This is a genomic window from Vibrio sp. SSH13-20 (genome assembly GCF_040104475.1).
GTDB classification, from domain to species: domain Bacteria; phylum Pseudomonadota; class Gammaproteobacteria; order Enterobacterales; family Vibrionaceae; genus Vibrio; species Vibrio harveyi.
Genome location: NZ_JBECOU010000006.1, coordinates 42,593 through 67,586 on the forward strand (window position 1 = coordinate 42,593; position 24,994 = coordinate 67,586).

Consider the following 24,994-nt stretch of genomic DNA (forward strand, 5'->3'; position numbering starts at 1 on the left):
GAATACACGTGGAAGTTCGTCATAACTGGACGCATGCTGAAGTGCGCGATCTCATGGAAAAACCATTCATGGATCTCCTATTCGAAGCGCAGCTTGTTCATCGTCAATATCAACAAACCAACCATGTTCAAGTAAGCACGCTTTTGTCGATTAAGACAGGTGCTTGTCCAGAAGATTGTAAGTACTGTCCTCAGAGTGCTCGCTACACCACAGACATTGAAAAAGAACGTTTGATGGAAGTTGAGCGTGTGCTCGACGCTGCACAAAAAGCGAAAAACGCTGGCTCGACCCGCTTCTGTATGGGGGCTGCGTGGAAAAACCCGAAAGAGCGCGACATGCCACATTTGACCGACATGATCAAAGGCGTGAAGGGCATGGGTTTAGAAACGTGTATGACATTAGGTATGTTAACGCCAGATCAAGCTAAGCAATTGGCTACTGCAGGTCTGGATTACTACAACCATAACCTCGATACCTCACCTGAGTTCTATGGCAACATCATTACCACACGTACTTACCAAGACCGCTTAGACACGCTTTCTCACGTTCGTGATGCAGGTATGAAAATTTGTTCTGGCGGTATCATTGGTATGGGTGAAAGTGCACATGACCGAGCAGGTTTGTTGGTTGAATTGGCTAACTTGCCAGTGCATCCTGAAAGTGTACCAATAAACATGCTAGTAAAGGTGAAGGGCACACCACTCGAAGAAGTTGATGACGTTGAACCGTTCGATTTTATTCGTTTGATCGCCATTGCCAGAATCATGATGCCTCAATCCGCAGTCCGTTTATCGGCTGGTCGTGAAAACATGAACGAACAAATGCAAACGCTTTGCTTTATGGCCGGCGCTAACTCTGTTTTTTATGGCTGCAAGCTTCTAACTACACCAAACCCTTCTGAAGACAAAGACATGATGTTGTTTAAGAAGCTTGGCATTAACAGCCAAGAGGTGTCTCAAAAACCTGATGAAATCGAAGAAAACGAGCTACTCGATCGCGTCGTAGAGCGCGTTGCTGCTCGCCCGACAAAAGACGATCTTTTCTACGATGCCAGCGTTTAAATCTCGTATCGAATCCGCTCTTGCTGAGCGTAAAACGCGAGGGCTGAGTCGTTCCATGAATGTGGTGTTTGCTGGTAACCAATCAATTTTGGAGCACGAAGGCAGACGTTACATCAATTTCTCAAGTAATGATTATTTGGGCTTGGCAAATGACCAAGCACTTGTCCGTGCTTGGCAGCAAGGCTTGAGCGTATATGGCAGTGGCAGCGGTGCTTCTCCACTGGTTACGGGGTTTAGTGCGGCGCATGGCAATTTAGAGGCTGCGCTAACTGAATGGCTGGGCTACGAGAGGGCAATCCTATTTGGCTCTGGTTTCAGTGCTAACCAAGCGCTGCTGTTTACTCTGCTAGAAAAATCAGACGTATTGCTCCAAGACCGTTTGAACCATGCCTCTTTGATGGAGGCTGGTGTGTTGTCACCAGCTAAAATGAAGCGCTTCAAACATAACGATATCGAGCACCTTTCATCACTCATAAGCGCTGAAGATAACAATCTTGTGGTTACCGAAGGGGTGTTCAGCATGGACGGTGACTGTGCCCCACTTGCTGATATCGCTGATGTCACCAGCAATCATGATGCATGGCTTGCTGTAGACGACGCTCATGGTATCGGTGTTCTCGGGGAATCTGGCGGTGGCTCATGTGAATTGGCGGCGGTTAAGCCCGAGATATTGATCGTGACCTTCGGCAAAGCATTTGGGATGTCTGGTGCAGCCATTTTATGTGATCGCGCAACGGGGGATTTTTTAACTCAATTTGCTCGTCACCATGTGTATTCTACGGCGATACCTCCAGCACAAGCCTATGCGCTGACGCATGCTGTCTCGATGATTCAAGAGCAGTCGTGGCGGCGTGAAAAACTGACAGAGTTGGGGAAAGTGTATGGAGACAATCTCAGTGATCTTGACGGTTTTGTTGAGACTCAAACATCGATTAAGCCGTTTTTGATTGGTGAATCTGATTTGGCTTTGCAAGTTGCAGGTGCTTGTCGTCAGAACGGTATTTGGGTGACGGCTATTCGTCCTCCGACGGTACCGAAAGGGACGTCTCGTCTTCGAATTACGCTTACTGCTAATCACACTAATGAACAAGTTAAAACGCTTTCAATGGCATTGAAGCAAGCATTAGGAGCGCTGTAATGGATAATGCAACTTCCGCTTTATCACAAATGGTCGCATTAGAGAGCTTTCACCAAGATAAGGATGCGATTGCCTCTTCATTTGGTAAAGCTGCAGAAACATACGATAAACATGCAGCGTTTCAACGCGACGTTGGACATCGGTTACTTAATAGGCTCCCTACAAATTTAACCGGCAAGCGTGTGTTAGATTTAGGATGTGGCACTGGCTACTTTTCTCAGCTTCTTCAGCAGCGGGGCGCAGAAGTAGTGTGCGGTGATATCTCTCAAGCCATGTTAGATAAAGCAAAGCAACGTTGTGGCTCTGAATGCATGCATTATCAGTTGGCTGATGCTGAAAACTTGCCTTTTGATGATGAAAGCTTCGACTACGTGTTTTCTAGTTTGGCTTTACAATGGTGTACAGATTTGAGTTACCCATTCAGAGAAATACGTCGTGTCTTAAAAGTGGGGGGAAGCGGGTGTTTCTCTACGCTGGTCGATGGTTCGCTTTATGAGTTGCGTGAGGCTTGGTCAAAAATTGATACATATCAACACGTGAATAACTTTATTACCCACAATCAGGTAAAAATTGCGTTAGCGCAATCTTGGTGCCACAACCATCATCTAGACTTGACCCCCATCACAGTTTGGTACGATTCAGCGTTTTCTGTCATGCGTGATCTCAAAGGCATTGGTGCAAATCACGTAAGCGGGCGCTCACATGGTCTGACGAGCCGTCGCACTTTGTTGCAGGTTGAGCGCGCGTACCAAGCATTTAGAAACGATCAAGGTCTTCTACCTGCAAGTTATCAGGTTTGTTTTGGAGTCATAGTTAAATGATTGATGCATTTTTTATTGCTGGTACGGATACTGATGTAGGAAAAACGGTAGCGTCTAAAGCTATTTTGCAAGCACTTGGTGCAAAAGGGCTTAACACCATTGGTTACAAGCCAGTGGCAGCAGGAAGCGACAAGACGGCGGAAGGTTGGCGTAACTCGGATGCATTGCATCTGCAGAAAGCGGCGACACTCGATATCGCATACGACGATGTAAACCCATACGCTTTGGAATTACCTGCTTCTCCTCACATCGCCGCTAAACATGAACATGTAGAAATTAAATACGAAGTACTGAGCGAGAAATTGGCTCAACACAAAGAGCAATCTGACATTGTTCTAGTGGAAGGTGCTGGTGGCTGGCGTGTGCCTGTGTCTGATACAGACAGCTTGTCGACTTGGGTGCAGCAAGAGCAGTTACCTGTCGTATTGGTTGTAGGTATTAAGCTGGGTTGTTTGAGCCATGCATTGCTCACCGCTGAAATCATCAAAGCTGATGGTTTAAATCTAGTCGGCTGGGTGGCAAATCGCGTGAATCCGGGCACAGAGCACTATGCAGAAATCATCGATATGTTGGAAGAACGTCTAGACGCGCCAAAACTCGGTGAGATCCCGTACATCCCAAGTGCTAAACGTAAAGAGTTAGGCAAATACATCAACGTTGAACCGTTGCTGAACGTATAAGTAATAAGGTTTTAGTTAAAACCAAAAGGGCTGCGAAATGCAGCCCTTTTTTCGTGTAAACCTTTGTGTCTAATCGTAAGATTCGACGTTCAGTTTATTTCTCTTGGCTAAGCCCCATCAACGCCTGTTGTGTTTCTACAACGCGCTTTGACATTTGAGCATCGGTTGAAATACCTAGTTGTTGCTTTGCCTCATCCTCTGAGATACCCAGGTGACAACAAAGTAGATCGATAGCCATTTGATAGTCGTTAGTTTCTACCATGATTTTTCCCTCAAGACATGGAAGTTTGGAGCTGCTTAATTGTCCTAAAAGCTAACCCCGTTTCGTTCATCTAACCCGAATCTAGCACGTACAGATAGTCGCACAATAAGACCAAAGTCTATACTCGGTCTAAAGTGCTGATTTAAGAGTGTAAAAAGGTGTGTATACCCAAGTGACTTCAAGATGCAGGATTCAGAGCGTTGTCATTGATTCGAGTTCAAGGAAAACAACACCGCGTAATAGCCAGCTCTTTCCAAGTTGTTTGACGCAGAAATCGAGGCAATGACACGCTCCCGAAGGGCGAGTTGTCTTGGCTTGTATACTTTGTTGCCGATTCTTGATTTAGAGTGACTAGATCTTTAAATCGTCGCCGCGTCTACAAACCAAGTCATTCTCGCTGAACCTAGCATCTCGAGGTTACTTGGGTATATTATTTCAGTCTCGAAAACAAATGTTGCAATTTATTGCTTAACCTTGTTTTTATCGCGGATAGACTATATCTATAACGCAACGGAGCACGAAACTAAGCGGAATCAGCTTTTCAAGCGTTCTGTTACTTATAAAAACCTGTTCCATATAATAATCCGTTTAAAAAACATCTGTTTTAAAAAACGATAAGCTTCCTCGGAGAAAAGTAATGAAGCGAATTATGTTATTCCTAGCAACTAACCTAGCTGTTGTGCTAGTGCTTAGTGTTGTTCTGAATATTGTTTACGCTGTAACTGGAATGCAACCAGGCAGTCTATCTGGTCTACTTGTGATGGCTGCTGTATTTGGTTTTGGTGGCGCATTTATTTCGTTAATGATGTCTAAGGGCATGGCACTGCGTTCTGTGGGTGGCATGGTCATCGAAAGTCCTCGTAACGAAACAGAGCATTGGCTTCTTGAAACGGTTGGACGTCAAGCTCAGCAAGCTGGCATTGGTATGCCAACTGTTGCAATTTATGATTCTGCGGACATCAACGCATTCGCAACGGGTGCAAAACGCGACGATTCATTGGTTGCAGTTTCTACCGGTCTGCTACACAACATGACCCGTGATGAAGCAGAAGCGGTATTGGCGCACGAAGTTAGCCACATCGCTAATGGTGACATGGTAACGATGACGCTAATGCAAGGCGTGGTGAATACGTTTGTTATCTTCCTATCTCGCTTTATCGCAAATATTGTTGCTTCTAACGATGATGAGGAAGGTCAAGGTACCAACATGATGGTTTACTTTGGTGTATCTATGGTACTTGAACTGGTATTCGGGTTTCTAGCAAGTTTCTTAACCATGTGGTACAGCCGCCATCGTGAATTCCACGCAGACGCAGGGGCTGCTCAATTAGTCGGTAAAGAGAAGATGATCGCAGCACTAGAGCGCTTGAAGATGAGCCACGAATCTCAACTAGATGGCACTATGATGGCATTTGGTATTAACGGTAAGCGCTCGATGACAGAACTTCTAATGAGCCACCCACCGTTAGATAAACGTATTGCAGCGCTACGTAGCCAACAATACTAATCACGTTGTAAGCTAACAGTTCAACTTACTGCTAGTTAAAATTTTGAAAAGGCTTGGTTTTTTAACCAAGCCTTTTTTTGTGTCTGTTGATCTCTGCTGTACTTCATCACGTATCACTGTTCAGAAACAAAGTTATACAAAAATATTTTTGTACAACTTTTCATGATTAGTCTATCTTGTACATATGATATTTTTGTACAACTTTTGATGTGGTATAGGAGCAAAGGAATGGACATTCAGTCAGTTGGCAACATATATCAGAAGTTGAGTAAAGCAAACTTGCATTTGCTTGAAGGGGTTTACCACCGAGATGTGGTGTTTGAAGATGCAGCCCATCGATTAGAAGGGTGGCCTGCACTTTCCGATTACTTTCAGTCCTTATACACCAATGTCATTCGCTGTGACTTCGTTATCCATGACCATCAACAAGTCGGAGAAACTGGGTTTCTCACTTGGACGATGGATTTACAACATCCTAAGCTTCAAAAGGGTGCGCCGATATCTGTAAATGGTGTATCCCACCTTAAGTTTTGTGAAGGGCAAGTCATTTACCATCGTGATTATTTTGATTTGGGCGAAATGCTCTACGAGAACCTACCGCTCCTAGGTTCTGTCGTCAAAACCATTAAACAGAGGTTAGGGCAATGAGTGGCTCAGTACTTATCACCGGGGCAACTTCAGGCATTGGCAAACAGCTCGCCTTGGATTATGCCAATGAAGGTTGGAAAGTGATTGCATGTGGTCGTAACGAAGCTGTATTGGCTGAGCTAGAAAAAGGTTCAACCAACATGTCGACTTTACGCTTCGACGTGACTCAGTACGACGAAACAATTCAAGCTCTCTCTCAACTGCCGTTTATCCCTGAAACTTGGATTTTCAATGCCGGTGACTGTGAATACATGGATGATGGCATTGTTGATGCGCAACTCATGGCGCGTGTTATGAACGTTAACGTCGTTGGTGTGGCCAATTGTGTCGAAGCGTGTCAGGGGCAATTTGAACGTGGGCATCGTGTCGTAATTGTCGGGTCAATCGCGTCAGAGGTCGCATTGCCTCGTGCTGAAGCCTACGGCGCTTCAAAAGCAGCCGTCAGTTACTTTGCACGTACGCTAGCCGTCGATTTGAAGAAGAAAGGTATCAAAGTGGTGACGGTGTTCCCTGGCTTTGTCGAAACGCCACTTACTGACAAAAACACGTTTGACATGCCGATGATTGTTTCTGTCAATCAGGCTTCAGCTGCGATTCGAAAACAGTTGGATGCCAACAAAAGCCATATTTATTTCCCGGCGAGATTCACCGGTGTTCTGCGTTTTATCTCGTTGCTTCCGTATAGCTGGCAAGCTCGGCTTACCTCAAAACTCGCATCATAAGAAGGAAGAATCATGAATACGGCAGGAAGAAAAAAAATCGCCATCGTAGGTACAGGGATATCTGGTCTCACATGTGGCTATTACTTACATAAAGAACATGACGTGACGTTGTTTGAAGCGAATGATTACGTTGGTGGTCATACGGCGACTGTTGATGTCAGTCTTGATGGTAAAGAGTATGCAATCGACACTGGGTTTATCGTATACAACGATCGTACATACCCAAACTTCATAGAAATGATGGATGAGATTGGCGTTGAAGGCATTCCTACTCAGATGAGCTTCAGCGTCAGAAACGATGGTAATGGATTGGAATACAACGGACACACTGTATCGACATTGTTTGCTCAAAAACGAAATTGGGCAAATCCAAAGTTCTATCGTTTTATTTTTGAAATCCTTCGCTTCAACAAACTGGCTAAAAGCTTTGCCAATGAACAGTTAACTAATAACCAGACGTTGGGGTCGTTTCTGGATGAGCACAAATTCAGTGCTTTCTTTACCGACAACTACATCTTGCCGATGGGCGCTGCAATTTGGTCGTCGACACTAGCGGATATGCGTGCATTCCCGCTTATGTTTTTTTTACGCTTCTTCCTCAACCACGGTTTGTTGGATATTACAAATCGCCCACAATGGTACGTGGTTAAAGGTGGCTCTCGCTCTTACATCACGCCTCTAACGAAAGGCTATGCCAATAATATTCGTCTAAACAGCCCTGTAGAGAAAGTTATCCGAACTGAAAATGGCGTAGGTGTTCAGGTTCATGGAGAAACACATTGGTTTGATGACGTTATCTTTGCTTGTCACAGTGATCAAGCAATGAGAATGCTAGGAGATATCAGCCAAACCGAGCAGGAAATTCTAGGGGATATGACCTATCAAGCAAACGAGGTTGTACTGCATACAGACACCCGTTTACTGCCAAAACGTAAGGCAGCGTGGGCGTCATGGAATTATCTGCTAGAAGGCAGTGAAGATGAGCAGCAACGACTTCCTTCGCTTACTTACAACATGAATATCCTTCAGCATGTCCAGTCTGAGCATACTTTCTGTGTCACTTTGAACAGTACGGAACAAATCGACCCAAACAAAATCCTACGCTCATTCACTTATCATCACCCTGTGTTTACGACGGAGTCTATCGCTGCACAGCAACGTAAAGACGAAGTGCAAGGTATACAAGGCACATGGTTCTGCGGTGCTTATTGGTACAACGGTTTCCATGAAGATGGTGTCCGTAGCGCACTCGATGTTGTTCAAGGGCTAGAAGAAAAGTACCGCGAGCAAAATGTGGTTCCTTTTGAAAAAGGCGCGGCATGATATGGATAGTCAGATGAACAGCAGATTATTTATAGGCAACGTCCGTCACCGTCGCTTTACGCCTATAAAGCATGAGTTGAATTACTCACTATTTATGCCAGCCATCGACGTGGACGAGCTCGAAGCGTTAGAGAAAAAAGTATGGGGCTTTGGTTCGCGATGGTGGCATTGGGCACGTTTTAAGCGCAGTGATTATATCGGTGGTAAAGGGTGCGTAAAATCTGCGGTTCAAGACAAACTGGAAGCGCTAGCTGGTGTTCGTTTGACCGGTAAAGTGATAGCGGTTTGTCACTTACGTTATCTAGGACTCTATTTCAGTCCGGTCAATTTCTACTACGTTTATAACAAAGAAGGGGAATGGAAGTACCTTCTAGCAGAGGTGAGCAACACACCTTGGAATGAACGTCATTATTATGCGGTAGCAGCGGACGAGCAAGATGAAGAGTTTGGGTGGGAGCAGAACAAAGCATTTCATGTTTCTCCTTTCAACCCAATCGACCAACTGTACCGATGGAAAATCAAACCTTTAACAGACAAGCTGAATATTCATTTGGAATGCCATAAAGGCGAAAAACATTTTGATGCGACTATGGCTATGAAAGCCAAGCCCTTTTCAAGTAATGCCTTGTTGAAATGCTTGATCGTTACGCCGATTCAAACGGTAAAAGTAATGGTTGGTATTTATTGGCACGCACTGAAATTGTGGATTAAAGGCGCACCTTTTTACTCACATCCAAAATACGCTCAATCCAGTAAGGGCGAAGCAAACCATGTGGGTGAAGACAAGAAAAATAATAAGCATAAGGAGAACTCTGCATGTTAAATACAACTTCTATCGCAATGCCGCGTGAATTAACAACAACGCAAAAAGCGGCCCGTGGAGTTCTTTTCCAGTGTCTGCAAAAGATGGAGATTGGATGCTTAACGGTCATTGAGAGCTTCAAGACAGAAACGACTGAGCGTAGCGAACGTTTTTCGACGCCCAATGGTGAGCATAACGGAGAACCCGTTGCTGCAACTATTGAAGTTAAGCATCCGGGGTTCTACTCCCGAATTCTACAGGGCGGCAGTATCGCTGCGGGTGAAGCCTATATGGATGGGTGGTGGGATAGTCCAGATCTGACAGCATTGATGAAGCTAATGGCGCTTAACATGCGAGCGCTGGATAAGCTTGAAGAGCAGGGCAGCTGGATAACGAGGCTGTTATATAAGGTGAGCCATTGGACAAATCGCAATTCGCAAGAAAATTCGCGCAAAAACATTCACGCTCATTACGATTTAGGCAACAATTTGTATGAAGCATTTCTTGATACGAATATGCTGTACTCGTCGGCCCTGTACAACCAAGTGGATGACTCATTAGAGCAGGCGCAAATCAATAAGATGGAACGCCTGTGTCAACAACTTGAGCTCAAACCTAGCGACCATGTCATTGAAATTGGTACCGGTTGGGGCGCAATGGCGATTTATATGGCTGAGCAGTATGGCTGTCGAGTGACCACGACAACCATTTCTGAAGAACAGTATGCCTACGCTGAACAGAAGATAAATGAGCGTGGTTTGACCGACAAAATCACCTTGCTTAAAGAAGATTACCGAAACTTAACGGGGTCTTATGACAAGCTTGTTTCTATTGAGATGATAGAAGCCGTGGGTAAGCAATTTTTACCTTCTTATATCAAGAAGTGTGAGTCCCTGCTAAAGTCGGGTGGTTTGATGGCTATCCAAGCGATTACTATTGCCGATCAGCGTTACGATTACTACAGCAACAATGTCGACTTCATTCAGAAATACATTTTCCCTGGCGGTTTTTTACCTTCGGTAACGTCACTCACCCAAGCAACAACTAAACACAGTGACCTGGTGACGCGAGACTTGTTTGATATTGGGTTGGATTACGCCAAGACGCTTAACGAATGGCACCACCGCTTTAATCAATCAGAGCATGACGTGCGTGCGTTTGGTTACGATGATCGCTTTGTACGTATGTGGCGATACTATCTAAGTTACTGTGAAGGTGGGTTTCTAGCTCGCACGATCAGTGCGGTTCATATGACGTTTCAGCGTCCGTAGTTCGTCATGAAAGTGTTTTTAGCGTCAACTTGGTTCCAACTATGCTGGTTTTTAGCTGTACTTGGAACCTATCAGTGGCAGTCGCTGACCTTAATACTTACATTGCTGACGATAGTACATTGTTGGAGAGTGGAGCCCTTTGCTCTCAAACGTATCACCATGGTTGTCTTTGTGGGTTTGGTGCTAGACACACTCAATAAGCAATTTTCTGTCTTTATATTTCCGACCACGTGGTTACCCTTATGGCTCACCTGTTTGTGGGTTCTGTTCTCTTGGTACGCTTATCAACTTAAGTCAATTTTGTACCGTTTCCCCAAAATTTACGTATCAATAGTAGGTGGTCTCGGAGGCACAGCCAGCTACTTTGCCGGTTATAAGCTTGAGGCTGTCGAGTTTGGTTTCAGCGTTAGCGCGACACTAGCGATTTTGTTCGTTGTATGGTGTTTGATGATGCTATTGATACTCAAGGTGTACGGAAATGAAAAGTTGGAAGATAAATTGGAAACGGAAACTGACTAGCAGTGTAATAGTCGCCTCCTTATTCTGTGCGGTGCCTTTGCAAGCGCAAAGTGTGACGAGTACAAACGGAGTAACAAATAGCGATTGGCAGCAATGGCAAACTGTCGGTGAAGCGCAGCTCACTTGGTTCGTGTTTGATATCTATAAATCTCGCTTAAAAGCGCCTGAGGGCATATATATGGTGTCCGGTGATATTTCTCCCCATCCATTTGCACTCGAGATTAACTATCAGCGCGATATCAGTAGAGACCAGCTACTTGATGTGACCGACGAACAATGGCAAAAGCTGGGTTTTACTCAGGCTTATCGCCAGCAGTGGATTTCTGAATTGAACACTATGTTTCCTGACATCAAGAAAGGCGATGAGCTTACCTACCTTACCGATGGTAAAAATGGTCAACTGATTTATCGTCAAGCAGGCAGTAAACCTTACCAGACGGTTGGTTATGTGAATGATGAGCGCCTCAATGATGCCTTTCTTTCAATTTGGTTATCACCACAGACGGAATTCCCAAAACTTCGTAAACAACTGATCGGGCAGGTGAGGCAGTGAAAATAATAAAACGAATGATCAAAACATCGGTTGTCGCTGCTGCAACGTTACTCGGCGCATGTTCAGCTGACATAGATAATTACCAGGCGTCCTCACCGGCTTTTGATTTATTTGGCTACTTTGAAGGCGATGTCAAAGCGTGGGGGATGGTTCAAGATTACACCGAGAAGCAAACTCGCCGCTTTGAAGTCGATATTGTTGGAACGGTTGAAGGCAATGAGTTGACGCTGGTGGAAGACTTTGTCTTTGACGATGGTGAACTTGACCAGCGAATCTGGGTCATTACCAAACTTGCAGACGGTACTTATCAGGGGAAAGCGGATGATATTATTGGTGTCGCTACGGGCAAAGAGGTAGGAAACGCTCTGCAATGGCAGTACGATTTTGAGCTAAAAATGGATGATTCAACTATCACGGTTTCATTTGATGACTGGCTCTACCGCCAAGACGAAATGCACGTGTTTAATCTCACTAAGATCAAGAAGTTTGGGATCGAAGTAGGGACGATTACTCTGTTTTTTCAGAGGCAATAAAATTGCTGGTAATGCTGGTCTTCGAGATTCGAGAACGCTTCGCTTCATGAATAGAGCCTTATCCATTATTCCGAATCACTGCGCTGCATAGGGTGCAGTTCGTTCCCCCTAAAATAAAGAAAGGGTTGACGCTTTCACGTCAACCCTCTTTATCATTCGATTCTCTTACAGCTTGTCTGTCAACTCAATTGCTTGACCGATGTAGTTCGCTGGTGTCATCTCTTTAAGTCGCGCTTTCTCGTGCTCAGGAAGCTCAAGACCGTCGATGAAGTTACGCATTGCTTCACCATCTACACGCTTACCACGAGTCAGTTCTTTTAGTTTCTCGTAAGGCTTCTCGATGCCGTAACGACGCATTACTGTTTGTACTGGTTCTGCAAGTACTTCCCAGTTTTTGTCTAGTTCAGCAAGAAGTGCTTCGCGGTTTACTTCTAGCTTGCTGATGCCTTTAAGCGTAGAAGTGTAAGCGATAATTGCGTAGCCAACACCAACACCAAGGTTACGTAGAACTGTTGAGTCAGTTAGGTCACGTTGCCAACGGGAGATAGGTAGTTTCTGTGCTAGGTGACCGAATACAGCGTTCGCAAGACCTAGGTTACCTTCTGAGTTTTCAAAGTCGATTGGGTTAACTTTGTGAGGCATTGTTGAAGAACCAATCTCACCAGCAATGGTTTTTTGCTTGAAGTGACCTAGTGCGATGTAACCCCAAACGTCACGGTCGAAGTCAATCAAGATAGTGTTGAAACGAGCGATAGCGTCGAACAGTTCAGCGATGTAATCGTGCGGTTCGATCTGAGTTGTGTAAGGGTTCCAAGTTACGCCTAGAGACTCTGTGATGAACTCTTCAGAGAACTTGTGCCAATCTAGCTCTGGGTAAGCAGAAAGGTGTGCGTTGTAGTTACCTACTGCACCGTTGATTTTCGCTAGGATCTCAACGTTTTCGATTTGCTTGAATTGACGCTCCATACGGTACGCCACGTTTGCCATTTCTTTACCCATTGTTGATGGAGAAGCTGGCTGACCGTGTGTACGAGATAGAAGAGGAATGTCGCGGTATTCCACTGCTAGCGCTTTGATAGCGTCGATTAGGTTACGGATTTCTGGAAGAATCACGTTCTCACGCGCTTCTTTAAGCATAAGAGCGTGTGAAGTGTTGTTGATGTCTTCAGAAGTACATGCAAAGTGGAAGAACTCGTTTACTGCGTGCAGTTCAGGAACGTCTGCTACTTTCTCTTTTAGGAAGTACTCAACCGCTTTAACGTCGTGGTTAGTTGTACGCTCGATCTCTTTGATTCGGCGTGCATCTTCTTCAGAGAAGTTTGCAGCAAGGTCGTCTAGGAATTGGTTTGCTTCTGCGCTAAACGCTGGCACTTCTGCAATTTCAGCAGTAGCAGCAAGCTTTTGTAGCCAGCGGATTTCAACGATAGTACGGTACTTTAGTAGACCGTATTCACTGAAAATTTCGCGTAACGCAATTGTCTTGCTTCCGTAACGGCCGTCTACTGGTGAAACAGCAGTCAATGCTGACAGTTCCATGATGTTCTCCTGAATTGGGTTTCTAAATTTCGTGAGCTTTATACCAATAACTGTGGCAATTGTCACGAATATTGCGCAAACGTTTGCGCGGGATTTGTTTTGATCGAAAAAAATGAGCTCGCGATAAACGCGAGCTGCTTACTTGATACCTTATTACATTCGAGCAAGAAGGATTTGTGCTTGCTCTACCATCTTCTTGCGTCCGAAGATCAGGTGGCGACGTTTACCGCCAACTTGACGCCAGAGTACTGCGCTACGAATACCCGATAACAACAACGCACGAACTTTGTGCTGGTTAGCGGTTTGTTGCAGTACAGATGGAGTACCAGTTACTTGAATACGAGGACCAATAGGGCTGACTACATCCAAGTAAATGCTCGCTAGGTTGCTGATCATTTGATCATCTAGCAATTCAAAATGTTCCGTTTGACGCTGAGCCATTTGAATGCGGTCACCAAGTTGTGACATTGCATCGTTACGACCCGATAGCTTGCGCTCTAATGCCATTAGGCTGATGATGTAGCGAGTGACTTCACTTCCAGATGGGGTGCTATCAATCCCTTTCACCAAGCATTCAAGACCCAGCTTAAGGTCGGCTTCGCGACCGAAAACACCGATGGTGTTGGCTGGGCTAGTATTCAAAATGGCGTTAATTGACGTTTCAAAGGCATCTTGATCACAATGTCCGTCTCTCGCTACCTGTTGAACCAAAGCAACAGCTTGGCAGATACCTGCAAAAGCGATAGTACGGTCATAAAGTGTATTCGCCACGTAACGACTCCTAAGCTTGAGAATATTTAATGCGTTGCTCGATGATGCCGCCACCAAGGCACACGTCATCTTTATAGAACACGGCTGATTGACCTGGCGTTACAGCAATTTGTGGCTCGTCAAAGATCACTTTAATGTTTTCATCATCGATAGGGATGATTGTACAAGGAATATCTTCCTGACGGTAACGAGTTTTCACTGTGCACTTCATAACATCGCGAATTGGCTCACGATCTACCCAGTGAAGTTGTGATGCAAGTAGACCTTCTGATTTCAGCATTGGGTGGTCTTTACCTTGAACCGCAATCAAAACGTTACGTTCTAGATCTTTCTCACCAACAAACCATGGGTCTTCGTTACCGCCACCGCCTTTACGACCACCGATATGAAGACCTTTGCGTTGACCTAATGTGTGGTACATCAAACCTTGATGCTGACCGATCACTTCGCCTTCTGGCGTTTCGATATTACCCGGTTGAGCAGGAAGGTAACGACCTAGGAATTCCGTAAACTTACGTTCACCGATGAAACAGATACCGGTAGAATCTTTCTTCTTCGCTGTGATCAGGTCTTGCTCTTCTGCGATACGGCGCACTTCTGGCTTCTCTAAATCACCAACAGGGAATAGGCTACGTGCAATCTGCTCGTGGCTTAATGTGTATAGGAAGTAGCTCTGGTCTTTGTTGCCATCTAGACCACGTAGCATTTGTGGTTTTTCCTGTTCTTCCCCAGGTAAAGCGTCTTCTGGGAAAGAGCGGCGTACGTAGTGACCCATTGCGATGTAATCTGCATCAAGCACTTCATCCGCAAATTCTAGAAATGCTTTGAATTTGATTTCTTTGTTACAAAGAATGTCTGGGTTTGGTGTACGACCTGCTTTGTATTCCGCAAGGAAGTATTCAAATACATTATCCCAGTATTCAGCAGCAAAGTTGATAGTGTGTAGGTGGATGCCTAGCTTGTCACATACTGCCTGCGCATCAGCAAGATCTTCTGCTGCTGTACAATATTCTTCGTTGTCATCTTCTTCCCAGTTCTTCATGAACAGGCCTTCTACTTGGTAGCCTTGTTGCTTTAGAAGATACGCAGAAACAGATGAATCAACGCCGCCGGACATACCGACGATGACTTTCTTTTGGCTGTTATCAGACATTACTAAACACCACTAAAATTAACGGGACGCAGATTCTACCAGAATCCACTGACCGGTGACAGATCCGAGATCGAAATCACACTTCGATTTTGGCTTAAATTTATCCAAATGCGAACGTGAGTATTAAATTCGATAAGTATAGAAGGGTTATATATGGCATAGTTGGCAAAAATCCAAGAGGAAAAATCAAATGACTGAAGAAAACCAATTTATGCAAGAAGCTGAGTTGATTGAAATTGTTGAAAATCAACTTGAAGATGGTAATCCACTTAAGGTGAAAGAAACGCTGATGCGTCTAATGATGACAGGCACACCACGTGAAGATGCGGTGGCGATGATGGCGTGTGCTATGTCTATTGAGATTTTTGACGTAATGAAGAACGGTGGGGAGTTCGACCTTAAGCGTTACAGTGAACACCTCGAACAACTGCCAGATCTTGGTTTCATGGAAGGCGAATAGGGCGATTGAAAGAAAAAAGCGGACTGCAAACGTTTGCTATAATTGCCTTTATTGCTGCTTTAATGACGGCGGTATAGAATCCGTTCTCCTTTTCATCCCCTTACTCAGACTAACAATATGAAATTTCCTGGACAACGCAAATCGAAGCACTATTTTCCTGTTCATGCTCGTGACCCATTGGTGAGCCAAGCACAAGAAAGCAAAAAGATGACGCGCACTCACATCATCGGCATTGACCAAACGCTGGTTGATATTGAAGCGAAAGTTACAACGGATGTGATTGAAAAGTACGGTTTGAGTAAAGGACACTCGTTGGTAATTGATGACGCGACTGCAGAAGCGCTATACCAACAGCTAAAAGAAGAATGCTTAATTACCAATGAGTATGCTGGTGGCACAATTGGTAACACGCTACACAACTATTCTGTGTTAGCGGATGACCGTTCAACGCTTTTGGGTGTAATGAGTCAGGACATCAAAATTGGTAGCTACGGTTACCGCTACCTATGTAACACTTCTAGCCGTATGGACCTGAACTACCTACAAGGTGTTGAAGGTGCCATCGGTCGCTGTTTCGCTCTGATTACAGAAGATGGTGAACGTACTTTCGCAATCAGTGAAGGTCAAATGAACCAACTTCACCCAGACAACATCCCTGAGAAAATCTTCAAGAGCGCGTCTGCGTTAGTACTGACTGCTTACCTAGTTCGTTGTAAAGAAGGCGACCCAATGCCGGAAGCAACGATGCGTGCAATTGAATACGCGAAGAAACATGATGTTCCTGTGGTACTAACACTAGGAACTAAATTTGTTATTCAAGATGACCCAACATTCTGGCAAGAATTTATTCGTGACAATGTATCCGTTGTTGCAATGAATGAAGACGAAGCGGAAGCGCTAACGGGCGAATCTGATCCGCTAGCGGCGTCGGATAAGACGCTTGAGTGGGCTGACCTTGTGTTATGTACAGCAGGTCCTGTTGGTCTATTTATGGCGGGTTATACAGAAGAAAGCGCGAAGCGTGAAACGTCGTTGCCGCTGCTTCCTGGTTCTATTGCCGAATTCAACCGTTTTGAATTTAGCCGACCTGCAAAGAAAGACTCATGTGAAAATGCAATCAAAGTATATTCACATATCTCCCCATACATGGGTGGCCCAGAAAAAATTAAAAATACTAATGGCGCAGGTGATGCAGCATTGTCAGCAGTACTTCACGATATGGCTGCAAATAAATACCACAAAGAAAATGTGCCTAACTCTAGCAAGCACAGCAATGAGTATTTAACTTACTCTTCGTTCTCTCAAGTTTGTAAATACGCAAACCGCGCGAGTTACGAAGTGTTAGTGCAGCATTCACCACGTCTTTCTCGTGGTCTTCCTGAGCGCGAAGATAGTTTAGAAGAAGCATACTGGGAACGTTAATAGATTCTGTTGAATTAACCAACTTCTCACATACGCAAAAAATGGCGCATTCAAAATGCGCCATTTTTGTATCTATTTACAGAAAAATAAAAAAGGCTCCCATAGGGAACCTTTTTAAAATTTCATAAATCTATTCTTAGATTAGGAAATCATCTAGAGATTTACCTGCATCTAGTTGCTCTTGGATTGCAGAAGGTGTACGACCTTGACCTGTCCAAGTTTTCTCTTCACCGCTTACGTCAGTGTATTTGTATTTAGCAGGGCGAGGAGCACGTTTAGTTTTTGCTTTAGTTTTTGTTTCACCAGCAAGTGCACTAATTAGCGCTTCAACATCGATACCGTCTTGAGCGATTTGCTCAGCGATAGCAGCCAGTTTAGCTTCTTGCTCAGCTTGTGCTGCGCGGTCTGCTTCTTCTGCTTCTTGACGCTCTTGAACAACGATAGTTAGTTTATCTAGAGCTTCTTCCAATTGTTCTAGAGTCAGCTCACGAGAAAATGCACGAAGGCTACGGATATTTAGAAGTGTTTTAGTCAGCTCTGACATGACGATTCCTATTAATAGGTTAAAAGATTCTACATCGCTTATCGATAAGATAAATTAAATGTGAATCTAGAAATAAACATAGAGTCCTTATATTTAACTTTATCTTTCTGATATGTGCAAATGCTAATTCATGATTTAGATTAAATTTCTTTAGTTTTTTCGGGTTCTAACAATATTAATTAATCAATTTGAAATTTAATTAGCCACTTCAGACAATTTTTACTTAATAGATACGGTCTTTTTCTCGATCGCTATCATGTTTATTTATAGCTTGAATTAAATTTCCCTTTTTCTGACAGAAAAGGATTAGATGGCAAATGCTATCACTGTCATATTTCATTCATTTATTGTTGCACGTAAAACTATGGCGTATTTAATAGTAGTAATAAAGTTTCATAATGGACAAGGTTGAAGTGATTGCAGTTGCGCAATGTATGATTTGGTCACATTTCATTTATAAATCGAAATCGCGATTATTTATTCATTTAATTTAGTTTGATGTGTTGCAATGGGAGGCTTCATAGGTACAATGACAACCACCTGATGCAATATTGCAGATAAATTGTTGTTAATTTGTACGATTAACGGTTAATTGTTTGTTATTGCCGTAGAGGTGCAGTCTCGAAGAGTAGCTATTATTGGGGTGATGCCAATGAATAATAGTGGAAGGCGAAGATTGCCGAAGTAAGTGGGGCTATCGAAACCACTTGCTGGGGTTGTCTCTGAAAGGAACAACACTGCCATAGTATATTTACATTAAACTATGGAGCGCTACTGTAGGGTTGGGTGAAGTGTTCGCTTCCCTGTCGCTAAGTTCAACATGAGCACGTACCGTATGCTACGTGACTTGTCTGCAGTAGATCTCTAGCCAAACTTTGGTTTTTGAAGATCATGAATTTAATAGATTTTGCACATTCTCCTGTTTCGTTATTACCGCCTATTGTCGCGCTGACGCTGGCGATTCTAACTCGACGTGTTTTAGTTTCTCTTGGTGTTGGTATCGTGCTGGGTGCGGTACTTCTTAACGATTGGTCTATCGGTAATACGGTAGGTTATGTTAGTTCTCAAGTTTCTTCTGTCTTTATTGAAGACGGTGGTATCAATACTTGGAACATGAGTATTGTTGGCTTCCTTATTCTTTTAGGTATGACAACAGCGTTGTTAACACTTTCTGGTGGTACTCGTGCTTTCGCTGAATGGGCGCAAACACGCGTAAAAAGTAAACGTGGCTCTAAACTTCTTGCAGCTTTCCTTGGCGTATTCATTTTTGTCGACGATTACTTTAACAGTCTTGCTGTTGGTGCGATCTCTCGTCCAGTAACTGACCGCTTTTACGTCTCTCGCGCTAAGCTAGCGTACATCTTAGACTCCACAGCAGCACCTATGTGTGTGATCATGCCAGCATCAAGCTGGGGTGCATACATCATTACTATTATCGGTGGTATCTTGGTGTCACATGGCATCACAGAATATTCTGCACTAGGCGCTTATGTTCGCCTTATCCCAATGAACTTCTACGCTGTATTTGCTCTGCTAATGGTATTCGCAGTGGCGTGGTTTGGTTTGGATATTGGTAAGATGCGTGATCACGAAATCGCGGCGTCTCAAGGCCGTGGTTTCGATAAAGATAAAGAAAATGATACTCAAGAAGCGCATGAGCTAAATGAAGAGCTAGATATCCGTGAAAGTGAGAAGGGTAAGGTTTCTGACCTAGTTCTTCCAATCGTTACGCTTATTGTGGCAACGATTGCTTCAATGCTTTACACCGGTGGTCAAGCACTAGCAGCAGATGGCAAAGAATTTGCTTTGTTAGGTGCGTTTGAGAATACTGATGTTGGTACTTCTCTAATTTACGGTAGCTTACTTGGTCTTGCTGTCGCGCTATTTACGGTGCTGAAGCAAGGTCTACCAATGGTTGAGATTGCACGTACGCTTTGGATTGGTGCTAAATCAATGTTTGGTGCAATCCTAATCCTAGTGTTTGCTTGGACTATCGGTTCTGTTATCGGTGACATGAAGACAGGTTCTTACCTATCTACAATGGCACAAGGCAACATCAACCCACACTGGCTGCCAGTTATCCTATTCTTGCTGTCTGGTCTAATGGCGTTCTCGACAGGTACTTCATGGGGTACGTTCGGTATCATGCTACCAATCGCGGGCGATATGGCGGGCGCAACAGATGTAGCGCTTATGCTACCAATGCTAAGTGCGGTTCTTGCTGGTGCGGTATTCGGTGACCACTGTTCTCCAATCTCAGATACGACTATCTTGTCATCGACTGGTGCACGTTGTAACCATATCGATCACGTATCAACTCAGTTACCTTATGCATTATCAGTCGCGCTTGTTTCATGCGTGGGCTTTATTGCTCTTGGTATGACGGCTTCAATTGCGTTCTCTTTCATCGCAGCATCGATTACATTCGTTATCGTTTGTGCGATTTTGTCATGGCTTTCAAAGTCAAAAATGGCATCTTGTCAGAGTGCATAAGTTGTTGAATTAAATGTTAAAATAACAGGGGGCTTCGGCCTCCTTTTTTATTTGTATTATACAATTCGTATTTTTTTAAAATTAAAGGTTGAAAAAAGTTAGCAGCTTAGTTAGTGTGGTTGTTAACGAAGCAACACAATCGAGCCTTAAATAAGTATGCGTAATTTTGTAATGAACATTCATCATCACCATCACCCAGTCTAGTCTTTCGGGAGATGCACGCATACCCGGGAGATAGGAAACTCCCGGAGGTGAAAATCAAAGTGAAAACAGATTTCAAACCCTCGGGAGACCAACATCTCTCGAGGGTTTTTTAGTTTTACTGGTTTATAAAATATTTTAATTACCGAATCTGGCACAGGGATAAAGCAATGCAAACACAACGCTTAAGAATTGCAATTCAGAAAAAAGGTCGTCTAAGCAAAGAGAGCCAAGCTCTACTTAAAAAATGTGGCGTGAAGTTCAATGTAATGGGTGAGCGCTTAGTTGTTCATTCTGAAAATATGCCAATTGATTTGCTTTTGGTTCGTGACGACGATATTCCAGGTCTAATTATGGATGGCGTGGTTGACTTGGGCTTTATTGGTGAAAACGAATTAGAAGAAGTTCGTCTTGATCGCAAAGCACTGGGTGAACCGTCTGAATTTGTTCAACTTCGTCGACTTGATTTTGGTGGTTGCCGTTTATCTATCGCGATTGATAAAGACGAAGAGTACAACGGTCCTCAAGACTTAGCTGGAAAACGTATCGCTACAACTTACCCGCAACTGTTAAAAGCTTATATGGATGAAGCGGGTGTTCCATTCTCAACATGTATGTTGACAGGCTCAGTAGAAGTTGCTCCTCGCGCTGGTCTTGCTGATGCCATCGCTGACTTGGTCTCTACAGGTGCAACACTGGAAGCGAACGGTCTTAAAGAAGCTGAAATTATCTTCAAATCAAAAGCGACACTGATTCAACGTACTGGCGAATTCGATGCAGACAAAGTGGCGCTAATCGAAAAACTTCTTACCCGAATGCAAGGCGTACAGCAAGCGAAAGAGTCTAAGTACATCATGTTACACGCACCTGCAGAGAAGCTAGACCAAATCAAAGCTCTACTTCCTGGTGCTGAAGACCCAACGGTATTACCTCTATCTGCAGACAAGCAAAAAGTTGCGGTTCACTTGGTAAGTACTGAAAACCTGTTCTGGGAAACCATGGAACAGCTAAAAGAACTGGGTGCCAGCTCAATTCTAGTACTACCAATTGAAAAAATGATGGAGTAATCGCAATGAGAACAGTCGTATGGCAATCGCTAAGTGAAACGCAGCAAGACTCAATCCTAGAACGTCCTGCAATTACAGAAGGTGCGAATATCACTGCCGCGGTTTCTGAAGTAATCACAAAAGTTCGCAAAGAAGGTGATGCTGCATTATTGGAGCTGACTGAGAAGTTTGACCGCGTGCAGCCGGAATCTATCCGTGTATCAGCTCAAGAAATCGATGAGGCATCAGCGCGTCTTTCTGAAAAAATGAAGAACGCACTGGAACAAGCGTATGAAAACATTGCTAAGTTTCACAAAGCGCAGAAGCCGCAGCCAATCAAAGTAGAAACTCAACCGGGTGTAGTCTGTGAACAGGTAACGCGCCCAATTCAAAAAGTGGGTTTGTACATTCCCGGTGGCAGTGCGCCATTGCCATCGACTGTTTTGATGCTTGGGGTTCCTGCAAAAATTGCAGGCTGTCGTAAAGTGGTGCTTTGTTCTCCACCCCCAATTGCTGACGAGATCCTTTATGTAGCAAAACTGTGTGGCATTGATGAAGTGTACAATGTCGGCGGTGGTCAAGCCGTCGCAGCAATGGCTTACGGAACAGAAACCGTATCTAAAGTTGATAAGATCTTTGGGCCAGGTAACGCTTACGTGACAGAAGCAAAACGTCAGGTAAGTAATGATTTCCGTGGTGCAGCGATTGATATGCCAGCAGGTCCATCAGAAGTGCTAGTGATTGCTGATGAAACGGCAGACCCAGATTTCATTGCAGCGGATTTGTTAAGCCAAGCAGAGCACGGTCCTGACTCTCAAGTGGTTCTTGTGACTCCTTCTCCTGTGCTTGCAGATCAAGTGACGGATGCTGTTCAACGTCAGCTTAAAGAGTTGTCTCGTGCGGACATTGCCGAGCAAGCATTAGCTTCAAGTTTGATTATTATTGCTGAGTCTCTGACTCAATCGGTTTCAATCTCAAATTACTACGGTCCTGAGCACTTAATTGTTCAGACTAAGAACCCACGCGAGCTTCTGCCTCTATTAGACAACGCAGGTTCTATTTTCCTTGGTGATTGGTCGCCTGAATCAGCAGGTGACTACGCATCGGGTACTAACCACGTTCTTCCTACTTACGGTTACACACGTACTTATTCAAGCTTAGGCTTGGCGGACTTCTCTAAGCGTATGACGATTCAAGAGCTATCTGCTGATGGCCTAAAGAACCTTGCCCCTACAGTAGTCACTATGGCTGAAGCAGAAGGCTTAGATGCACACAAACGTGCGGTGACTATCCGTGTAGAAAAATTGGCAGCGAAGTAAGAGGATATTGAGATGGAAAAGCTAGCGCGTAAACAAGTCCAAAAACTTACCCCTTATTTATCGGCTCGCCGAATTGGCGGTACTGGTGATGTATGGCTAAATGCCAACGAATCACCATTTAACAATGAATACAAAACAGACTTTGCTCGTCTTAATCGTTACAGCGAATGCCAACCGAAAGAACTGATTTCCGCTTACGCGGCGTATGTGGGTGTGAAACCAGAACAAACGCTGACTTCTCGCGGTGCAGATGAAGGCATTGAGCTACTGATTCGTGCTTTCTGTGAGCCGGGTGAAGATGCGATTCTTTACTGTCCACCGACTTACGGTATGTACGCTATCAGTGCCGAAACCATCGGTGTTGAGCGCAAAACCGTACCACTGACGTCAGATTGGCAACTAGACCTTGCAGGCATCGAAGCCAATCTGGATAACGTGAAACTGGTTTTCGTATGTTCGCCAAACAACCCAACAGGTAACTTGGTTAAGCGTGAAGACATTGTGTCTCTGCTTGAGATGACAAAAGACCGAGCAATCGTTGTAATGGATGAAGCGTACATTGATTTTTGTCCAGAAGCGTCAACGGTAGATTTGCTGGCGCAATATCCGAACCTAGCAATTCTGCGTACTCTGTCGAAAGCTTTCGCGCTTGCTGGTCTGCGTTGTGGATTTACGCTTGCGAACGAAGAGTTGATTAATGTACTTCTTAAAGTTATCGCACCATATCCAGTACCGGTTCCAGTGGCAGAAATTGCTACTCAAGCGCTGTCTGAAGCAGGTCTAGCGCGAGCGAAGTTTCAAGTTCTCGACCTGAATGCAAACCGAGCTTACTTACAAGTTGGTTTGTCAATGATTCCGGGATTGGAAGTCTTTGAAGGATGGGGGAATTACCTATTGGTGAAGTTCCCAGATGGCGATGATCTTTTCAAAGCCGCTTGGGATACGGGCATTATTTTACGTAACTCACCAATCGAGAACTGTGTACGTATCAGCGTGGGTAACCGCGACGAGTGCGAAAAAACACTCGGATTTATCAGAAACTACTACTCATAAGTAGAAAAAGTATTTATCGCTCTCGCTCAATAGCGGGAGCGCCAAAAAGATATAGCAATAAGGAAGTTCGAGTGAGCAAACAACAAAAAATCCTTTTTATCGACCGTGATGGCACCTTAATTGTTGAGCCGCCGGTTGATTTTCAAGTAGACCGTTTAGATAAGCTTAAACTAGAGCCATTTGTTATCCCAAGCCTGTTGTCGTTGCAGGATGCCGGATACCGCCTAGTGATGGTAACGAACCAAGATGGTCTAGGTACCGACAGCTACCCACAAGAAGATTTCGACGCACCACACAACATGATGATGGAGATCTTTGAGTCTCAAGGTGTGAAGTTTGATGACGTGCTGATTTGTCCTCACTTTGATGAAGATAACTGCTCTTGCCGTAAGCCTAAATTAGGCCTGGTAAAAGAGTATCTACAAGGTGGCAAAGTTGATTTTCAAAACTCTGTTGTGATTGGTGATCGTCAAACCGATCTTCAACTTGCAGAAAACATGGCAATTCGTGGTATTCAATACAACCCAGAAACCATGGATTGGAAACAGATCCTGAAAGATCTGACGGTGAAAGCTCGTATTGCTGAAGTGATTCGTACCACGAAAGAAACGGACATCAAAGTTGCGGTTAATCTTGATGAGCAAGGCGGTAATGACATCTCAACGGGTCTTGGTTTCTTCGACCACATGTTGGATCAAATTGCGACGCACGGTGGATTCCAAATGGTGTGCAAAGTGGAAGGAGACCTTCACATTGATGATCACCACACAGTAGAAGATACCGCTCTTGCCTTAGGTCAGGCGTTGAAAGAAGCGCTGGGTGACAAGCGTGGTATTGGTCGCTTTGGTTTCAGCCTGCCAATGGATGAGTGTTTAGCACAATGTGCGCTAGACCTATCAGGTCGTCCCTACCTTAAGTTCGACGCGCAGTTTAGCCGTGAGCAAGTGGGGGATCTTTCAACAGAGATGGTGGTTCACTTCTTCCGTTCTCTGACTGACACCCTAGCGTGTACGCTGCACCTGTCTTCTGCGGGCAATAATGACCACCACATCATTGAAAGCTTGTTTAAAGCGTTTGGTCGTACTTTACGTCAAGCAATCAAAGTAGAAGGCACTGAGCTACCAAGTAGTAAAGGCGTGCTTTAAGGCTCACGTTA

At 44.4% G+C, this 24,994-nt stretch carries 25 protein-coding genes, 1 riboswitch and 1 other annotated feature; of the genes, 20 read left to right on the top strand and 5 right to left on the bottom strand.

From position 1 onward, the window contains the following. Nucleotides 1-8: 8 nt before the first annotated feature. The 4 genes from bioB to bioD are packed head-to-tail and all read left to right on the top strand — an operon-like array spanning nt 9 to nt 3,700. Nucleotides 9-1,061: a biotin synthase BioB gene (gene bioB / locus ABMY42_RS17615; protein ID WP_050932662.1), complete on the top strand. Its 1,053-nt coding sequence runs from the start codon at nt 9-11 to the stop codon at nt 1,059-1,061. Beyond that, the gene (gene bioF, locus ABMY42_RS17620) at nt 1,048-2,199 is read left to right on the top strand and encodes an 8-amino-7-oxononanoate synthase (protein ID WP_274876781.1); all 1,152 of its coding nucleotides are present in this window, start codon (nt 1,048-1,050) and stop codon (nt 2,197-2,199) included. Before bioB ends, bioF begins: the two co-directional genes overlap by 14 nt. Further along, nucleotides 2,199-3,020: a malonyl-ACP O-methyltransferase BioC gene (gene bioC, locus ABMY42_RS17625; protein ID WP_272759356.1), complete on the top strand. Its 822-nt coding sequence runs from the start codon at nt 2,199-2,201 to the stop codon at nt 3,018-3,020. Before bioF ends, bioC begins: the two co-directional genes overlap by 1 nt. After that, a complete protein-coding gene (gene bioD, locus ABMY42_RS17630) occupies nt 3,017-3,700 on the top strand; it encodes a dethiobiotin synthase (RefSeq protein ID WP_009698190.1) in 684 nt (227 codons plus the stop codon). Before bioC ends, bioD begins: the two co-directional genes overlap by 4 nt. 94 nt (nt 3,701-3,794) lie before the next feature. Here bioD and ABMY42_RS17635 read toward each other — a convergent pair whose 3' ends face one another. Further along, nucleotides 3,795-3,962 (bottom strand): hypothetical protein, encoded by a 168-nt coding sequence (locus ABMY42_RS17635; RefSeq protein ID WP_274876783.1) that lies wholly within the window; start codon nt 3,960-3,962, stop codon nt 3,795-3,797. A 637-nt stretch (nt 3,963-4,599) separates the two neighbouring features. On the opposite strand from ABMY42_RS17635, the gene htpX reads away from it, so the two are divergent. From htpX to ABMY42_RS17680, 9 genes are all read left to right on the top strand, one after another. Next, nucleotides 4,600-5,469, top strand: coding sequence for a protease HtpX (htpX, locus tag ABMY42_RS17640; RefSeq protein ID WP_005450788.1), 870 nt, complete (start codon nt 4,600-4,602; stop codon nt 5,467-5,469). Between the two features lie 228 nt (nt 5,470-5,697). After that, a complete protein-coding gene (locus ABMY42_RS17645) occupies nt 5,698-6,117 on the top strand; it encodes a nuclear transport factor 2 family protein (protein ID WP_005450787.1) in 420 nt (139 codons plus the stop codon). After that, a complete protein-coding gene (locus tag ABMY42_RS17650) occupies nt 6,114-6,839 on the top strand; it encodes an SDR family oxidoreductase (RefSeq protein WP_017819149.1) in 726 nt (241 codons plus the stop codon). The genes ABMY42_RS17645 and ABMY42_RS17650 overlap by 4 nt, the downstream gene beginning before the upstream one ends. A 12-nt stretch (nt 6,840-6,851) precedes the next feature. Continuing rightward, nucleotides 6,852-8,162 (top strand): NAD(P)/FAD-dependent oxidoreductase, encoded by a 1,311-nt coding sequence (locus ABMY42_RS17655; RefSeq protein ID WP_349266587.1) that lies wholly within the window; start codon nt 6,852-6,854, stop codon nt 8,160-8,162. A gap of 1 nt (nt 8,163) precedes the next feature. Continuing rightward, nucleotides 8,164-8,985: a DUF1365 family protein gene (locus ABMY42_RS17660; RefSeq protein ID WP_005450784.1), complete on the top strand. Its 822-nt coding sequence runs from the start codon at nt 8,164-8,166 to the stop codon at nt 8,983-8,985. After that, nucleotides 8,979-10,235 carry a cyclopropane-fatty-acyl-phospholipid synthase family protein gene (locus ABMY42_RS17665; protein WP_005450783.1) on the top strand — a complete coding sequence of 419 codons (1,257 nt, stop codon included), beginning with the start codon at nt 8,979-8,981 and terminating at the stop codon, nt 10,233-10,235. The genes ABMY42_RS17660 and ABMY42_RS17665 overlap by 7 nt, the downstream gene beginning before the upstream one ends. 6 nt (nt 10,236-10,241) lie before the next feature. Next, nucleotides 10,242-10,754: a DUF2878 domain-containing protein gene (locus tag ABMY42_RS17670; RefSeq protein ID WP_349266588.1), complete on the top strand. Its 513-nt coding sequence runs from the start codon at nt 10,242-10,244 to the stop codon at nt 10,752-10,754. Continuing rightward, nucleotides 10,714-11,307: a chalcone isomerase family protein gene (locus ABMY42_RS17675; protein ID WP_017188200.1), complete on the top strand. Its 594-nt coding sequence runs from the start codon at nt 10,714-10,716 to the stop codon at nt 11,305-11,307. The genes ABMY42_RS17670 and ABMY42_RS17675 overlap by 41 nt, the downstream gene beginning before the upstream one ends. A 14-nt stretch (nt 11,308-11,321) precedes the next feature. After that, the gene (locus tag ABMY42_RS17680) at nt 11,322-11,840 is read left to right on the top strand and encodes a DUF3833 domain-containing protein (protein WP_005450780.1); all 519 of its coding nucleotides are present in this window, start codon (nt 11,322-11,324) and stop codon (nt 11,838-11,840) included. Between the two features lie 165 nt (nt 11,841-12,005). On the opposite strand, the gene purB is transcribed toward ABMY42_RS17680, so the two are convergent. The 3 genes from purB to mnmA all read right to left on the bottom strand — a co-directional run bounded on the left by purB (nt 12,006) and on the right by mnmA (nt 15,300). Beyond that, nucleotides 12,006-13,376: an adenylosuccinate lyase gene (purB, locus tag ABMY42_RS17685; protein WP_005378198.1), complete on the bottom strand. Its 1,371-nt coding sequence runs from the start codon at nt 13,374-13,376 to the stop codon at nt 12,006-12,008. A gap of 153 nt (nt 13,377-13,529) precedes the next feature. Further along, entirely contained in the window at nt 13,530-14,147 is a 618-nt protein-coding gene (hflD, locus tag ABMY42_RS17690; RefSeq protein ID WP_005450778.1) for a high frequency lysogenization protein HflD, read from the bottom strand. A 10-nt stretch (nt 14,148-14,157) separates the two neighbouring features. Continuing rightward, nucleotides 14,158-15,300: a tRNA 2-thiouridine(34) synthase MnmA gene (mnmA, locus tag ABMY42_RS17695; protein ID WP_005450776.1), complete on the bottom strand. Its 1,143-nt coding sequence runs from the start codon at nt 15,298-15,300 to the stop codon at nt 14,158-14,160. A gap of 190 nt (nt 15,301-15,490) precedes the next feature. Here mnmA and ABMY42_RS17700 point away from each other — a divergent pair, with 190 nt between their 5' ends. Together ABMY42_RS17700 and ABMY42_RS17705 are read left to right on the top strand one after the other, a co-directional pair. Further along, nucleotides 15,491-15,760: a hypothetical protein gene (locus tag ABMY42_RS17700; RefSeq protein ID WP_005450775.1), complete on the top strand. Its 270-nt coding sequence runs from the start codon at nt 15,491-15,493 to the stop codon at nt 15,758-15,760. Between the two features lie 117 nt (nt 15,761-15,877). After that, a complete protein-coding gene (locus tag ABMY42_RS17705; protein ID WP_005450773.1) occupies nt 15,878-17,182 on the top strand; it encodes an inosine/guanosine kinase in 1,305 nt (434 codons plus the stop codon). A gap of 136 nt (nt 17,183-17,318) precedes the next feature. Here ABMY42_RS17705 and ABMY42_RS17710 read toward each other — a convergent pair whose 3' ends face one another. Continuing rightward, entirely contained in the window at nt 17,319-17,726 is a 408-nt protein-coding gene (locus tag ABMY42_RS17710) for an H-NS family nucleoid-associated regulatory protein (protein ID WP_005450770.1), read from the bottom strand. Nucleotides 17,727-18,326: 600 nt separating this feature from the next. Further along, a riboswitch (Lysine riboswitch) is annotated at nt 18,327-18,508 on the top strand. 109 nt (nt 18,509-18,617) lie between these two features. Between ABMY42_RS17710 and tet(35) the strand changes: the two genes are divergently transcribed. The 5 genes from tet(35) (at nt 18,618) to hisB (ending at nt 24,983) form a co-directional block, all read left to right on the top strand. Beyond that, nucleotides 18,618-20,219, top strand: coding sequence for a tetracycline efflux Na+/H+ antiporter family transporter Tet(35) (tet(35), locus tag ABMY42_RS17715; protein WP_038897437.1), 1,602 nt, complete (start codon nt 18,618-18,620; stop codon nt 20,217-20,219). A gap of 179 nt (nt 20,220-20,398) precedes the next feature. After that, nucleotides 20,399-20,537: a sequence feature (His leader region), on the top strand. A gap of 53 nt (nt 20,538-20,590) precedes the next feature. Continuing rightward, nucleotides 20,591-21,487 (top strand): ATP phosphoribosyltransferase, encoded by an 897-nt coding sequence (hisG, locus tag ABMY42_RS17720; RefSeq protein ID WP_005450765.1) that lies wholly within the window; start codon nt 20,591-20,593, stop codon nt 21,485-21,487. A gap of 5 nt (nt 21,488-21,492) precedes the next feature. Continuing rightward, the gene (gene hisD / locus ABMY42_RS17725; RefSeq protein WP_017819524.1) at nt 21,493-22,785 is read left to right on the top strand and encodes a histidinol dehydrogenase; all 1,293 of its coding nucleotides are present in this window, start codon (nt 21,493-21,495) and stop codon (nt 22,783-22,785) included. A 12-nt stretch (nt 22,786-22,797) separates the two neighbouring features. Continuing rightward, a complete protein-coding gene (gene hisC, locus ABMY42_RS17730; protein WP_038897438.1) occupies nt 22,798-23,838 on the top strand; it encodes a histidinol-phosphate transaminase in 1,041 nt (346 codons plus the stop codon). A gap of 71 nt (nt 23,839-23,909) precedes the next feature. Continuing rightward, on the top strand, nt 23,910-24,983 hold the full coding sequence (gene hisB / locus ABMY42_RS17735; protein ID WP_017188197.1) for a bifunctional histidinol-phosphatase/imidazoleglycerol-phosphate dehydratase HisB: 1,074 nt from the start codon (nt 23,910-23,912) through the stop codon (nt 24,981-24,983). Nucleotides 24,984-24,994: the final 11 nt, after the last annotated feature.

What these genes read in the sequence shown, in the direction of transcription:
- bioF (WP_274876781.1), top strand. Translation starts at nt 1,048, where the DNA reads ATGCCAGCGTTTAAATCTCGTATCGAATCCGCTCTTGCTGAGCGTAAA.
- bioC (WP_272759356.1), top strand. Translation starts at nt 2,199, where the DNA reads ATGGATAATGCAACTTCCGCTTTATCACAAATGGTCGCATTAGAGAGC.
- bioD (WP_009698190.1), top strand. Translation starts at nt 3,017, where the DNA reads ATGATTGATGCATTTTTTATTGCTGGTACGGATACTGATGTAGGAAAA.
- ABMY42_RS17635 (WP_274876783.1), bottom strand. Translation starts at nt 3,962, where the DNA reads ATGGTAGAAACTAACGACTATCAAATGGCTATCGATCTACTTTGTTGT.
- htpX (WP_005450788.1), top strand. Translation starts at nt 4,600, where the DNA reads ATGAAGCGAATTATGTTATTCCTAGCAACTAACCTAGCTGTTGTGCTA.
- ABMY42_RS17645 (WP_005450787.1), top strand. Translation starts at nt 5,698, where the DNA reads ATGGACATTCAGTCAGTTGGCAACATATATCAGAAGTTGAGTAAAGCA.
- ABMY42_RS17650 (WP_017819149.1), top strand. Translation starts at nt 6,114, where the DNA reads ATGAGTGGCTCAGTACTTATCACCGGGGCAACTTCAGGCATTGGCAAA.
- ABMY42_RS17655 (WP_349266587.1), top strand. Translation starts at nt 6,852, where the DNA reads ATGAATACGGCAGGAAGAAAAAAAATCGCCATCGTAGGTACAGGGATA.
- ABMY42_RS17660 (WP_005450784.1), top strand. Translation starts at nt 8,164, where the DNA reads ATGGATAGTCAGATGAACAGCAGATTATTTATAGGCAACGTCCGTCAC.
- ABMY42_RS17665 (WP_005450783.1), top strand. Translation starts at nt 8,979, where the DNA reads ATGTTAAATACAACTTCTATCGCAATGCCGCGTGAATTAACAACAACG.
- ABMY42_RS17670 (WP_349266588.1), top strand. Translation starts at nt 10,242, where the DNA reads ATGAAAGTGTTTTTAGCGTCAACTTGGTTCCAACTATGCTGGTTTTTA.
- ABMY42_RS17675 (WP_017188200.1), top strand. Translation starts at nt 10,714, where the DNA reads ATGAAAAGTTGGAAGATAAATTGGAAACGGAAACTGACTAGCAGTGTA.
- ABMY42_RS17680 (WP_005450780.1), top strand. Translation starts at nt 11,322, where the DNA reads ATGATCAAAACATCGGTTGTCGCTGCTGCAACGTTACTCGGCGCATGT.
- purB (WP_005378198.1), bottom strand. Translation starts at nt 13,376, where the DNA reads ATGGAACTGTCAGCATTGACTGCTGTTTCACCAGTAGACGGCCGTTAC.
- mnmA (WP_005450776.1), bottom strand. Translation starts at nt 15,300, where the DNA reads ATGTCTGATAACAGCCAAAAGAAAGTCATCGTCGGTATGTCCGGCGGC.
- ABMY42_RS17700 (WP_005450775.1), top strand. Translation starts at nt 15,491, where the DNA reads ATGACTGAAGAAAACCAATTTATGCAAGAAGCTGAGTTGATTGAAATT.
- ABMY42_RS17705 (WP_005450773.1), top strand. Translation starts at nt 15,878, where the DNA reads ATGAAATTTCCTGGACAACGCAAATCGAAGCACTATTTTCCTGTTCAT.
- ABMY42_RS17710 (WP_005450770.1), bottom strand. Translation starts at nt 17,726, where the DNA reads ATGTCAGAGCTGACTAAAACACTTCTAAATATCCGTAGCCTTCGTGCA.
- hisG (WP_005450765.1), top strand. Translation starts at nt 20,591, where the DNA reads ATGCAAACACAACGCTTAAGAATTGCAATTCAGAAAAAAGGTCGTCTA.
- hisD (WP_017819524.1), top strand. Translation starts at nt 21,493, where the DNA reads ATGAGAACAGTCGTATGGCAATCGCTAAGTGAAACGCAGCAAGACTCA.
- hisC (WP_038897438.1), top strand. Translation starts at nt 22,798, where the DNA reads ATGGAAAAGCTAGCGCGTAAACAAGTCCAAAAACTTACCCCTTATTTA.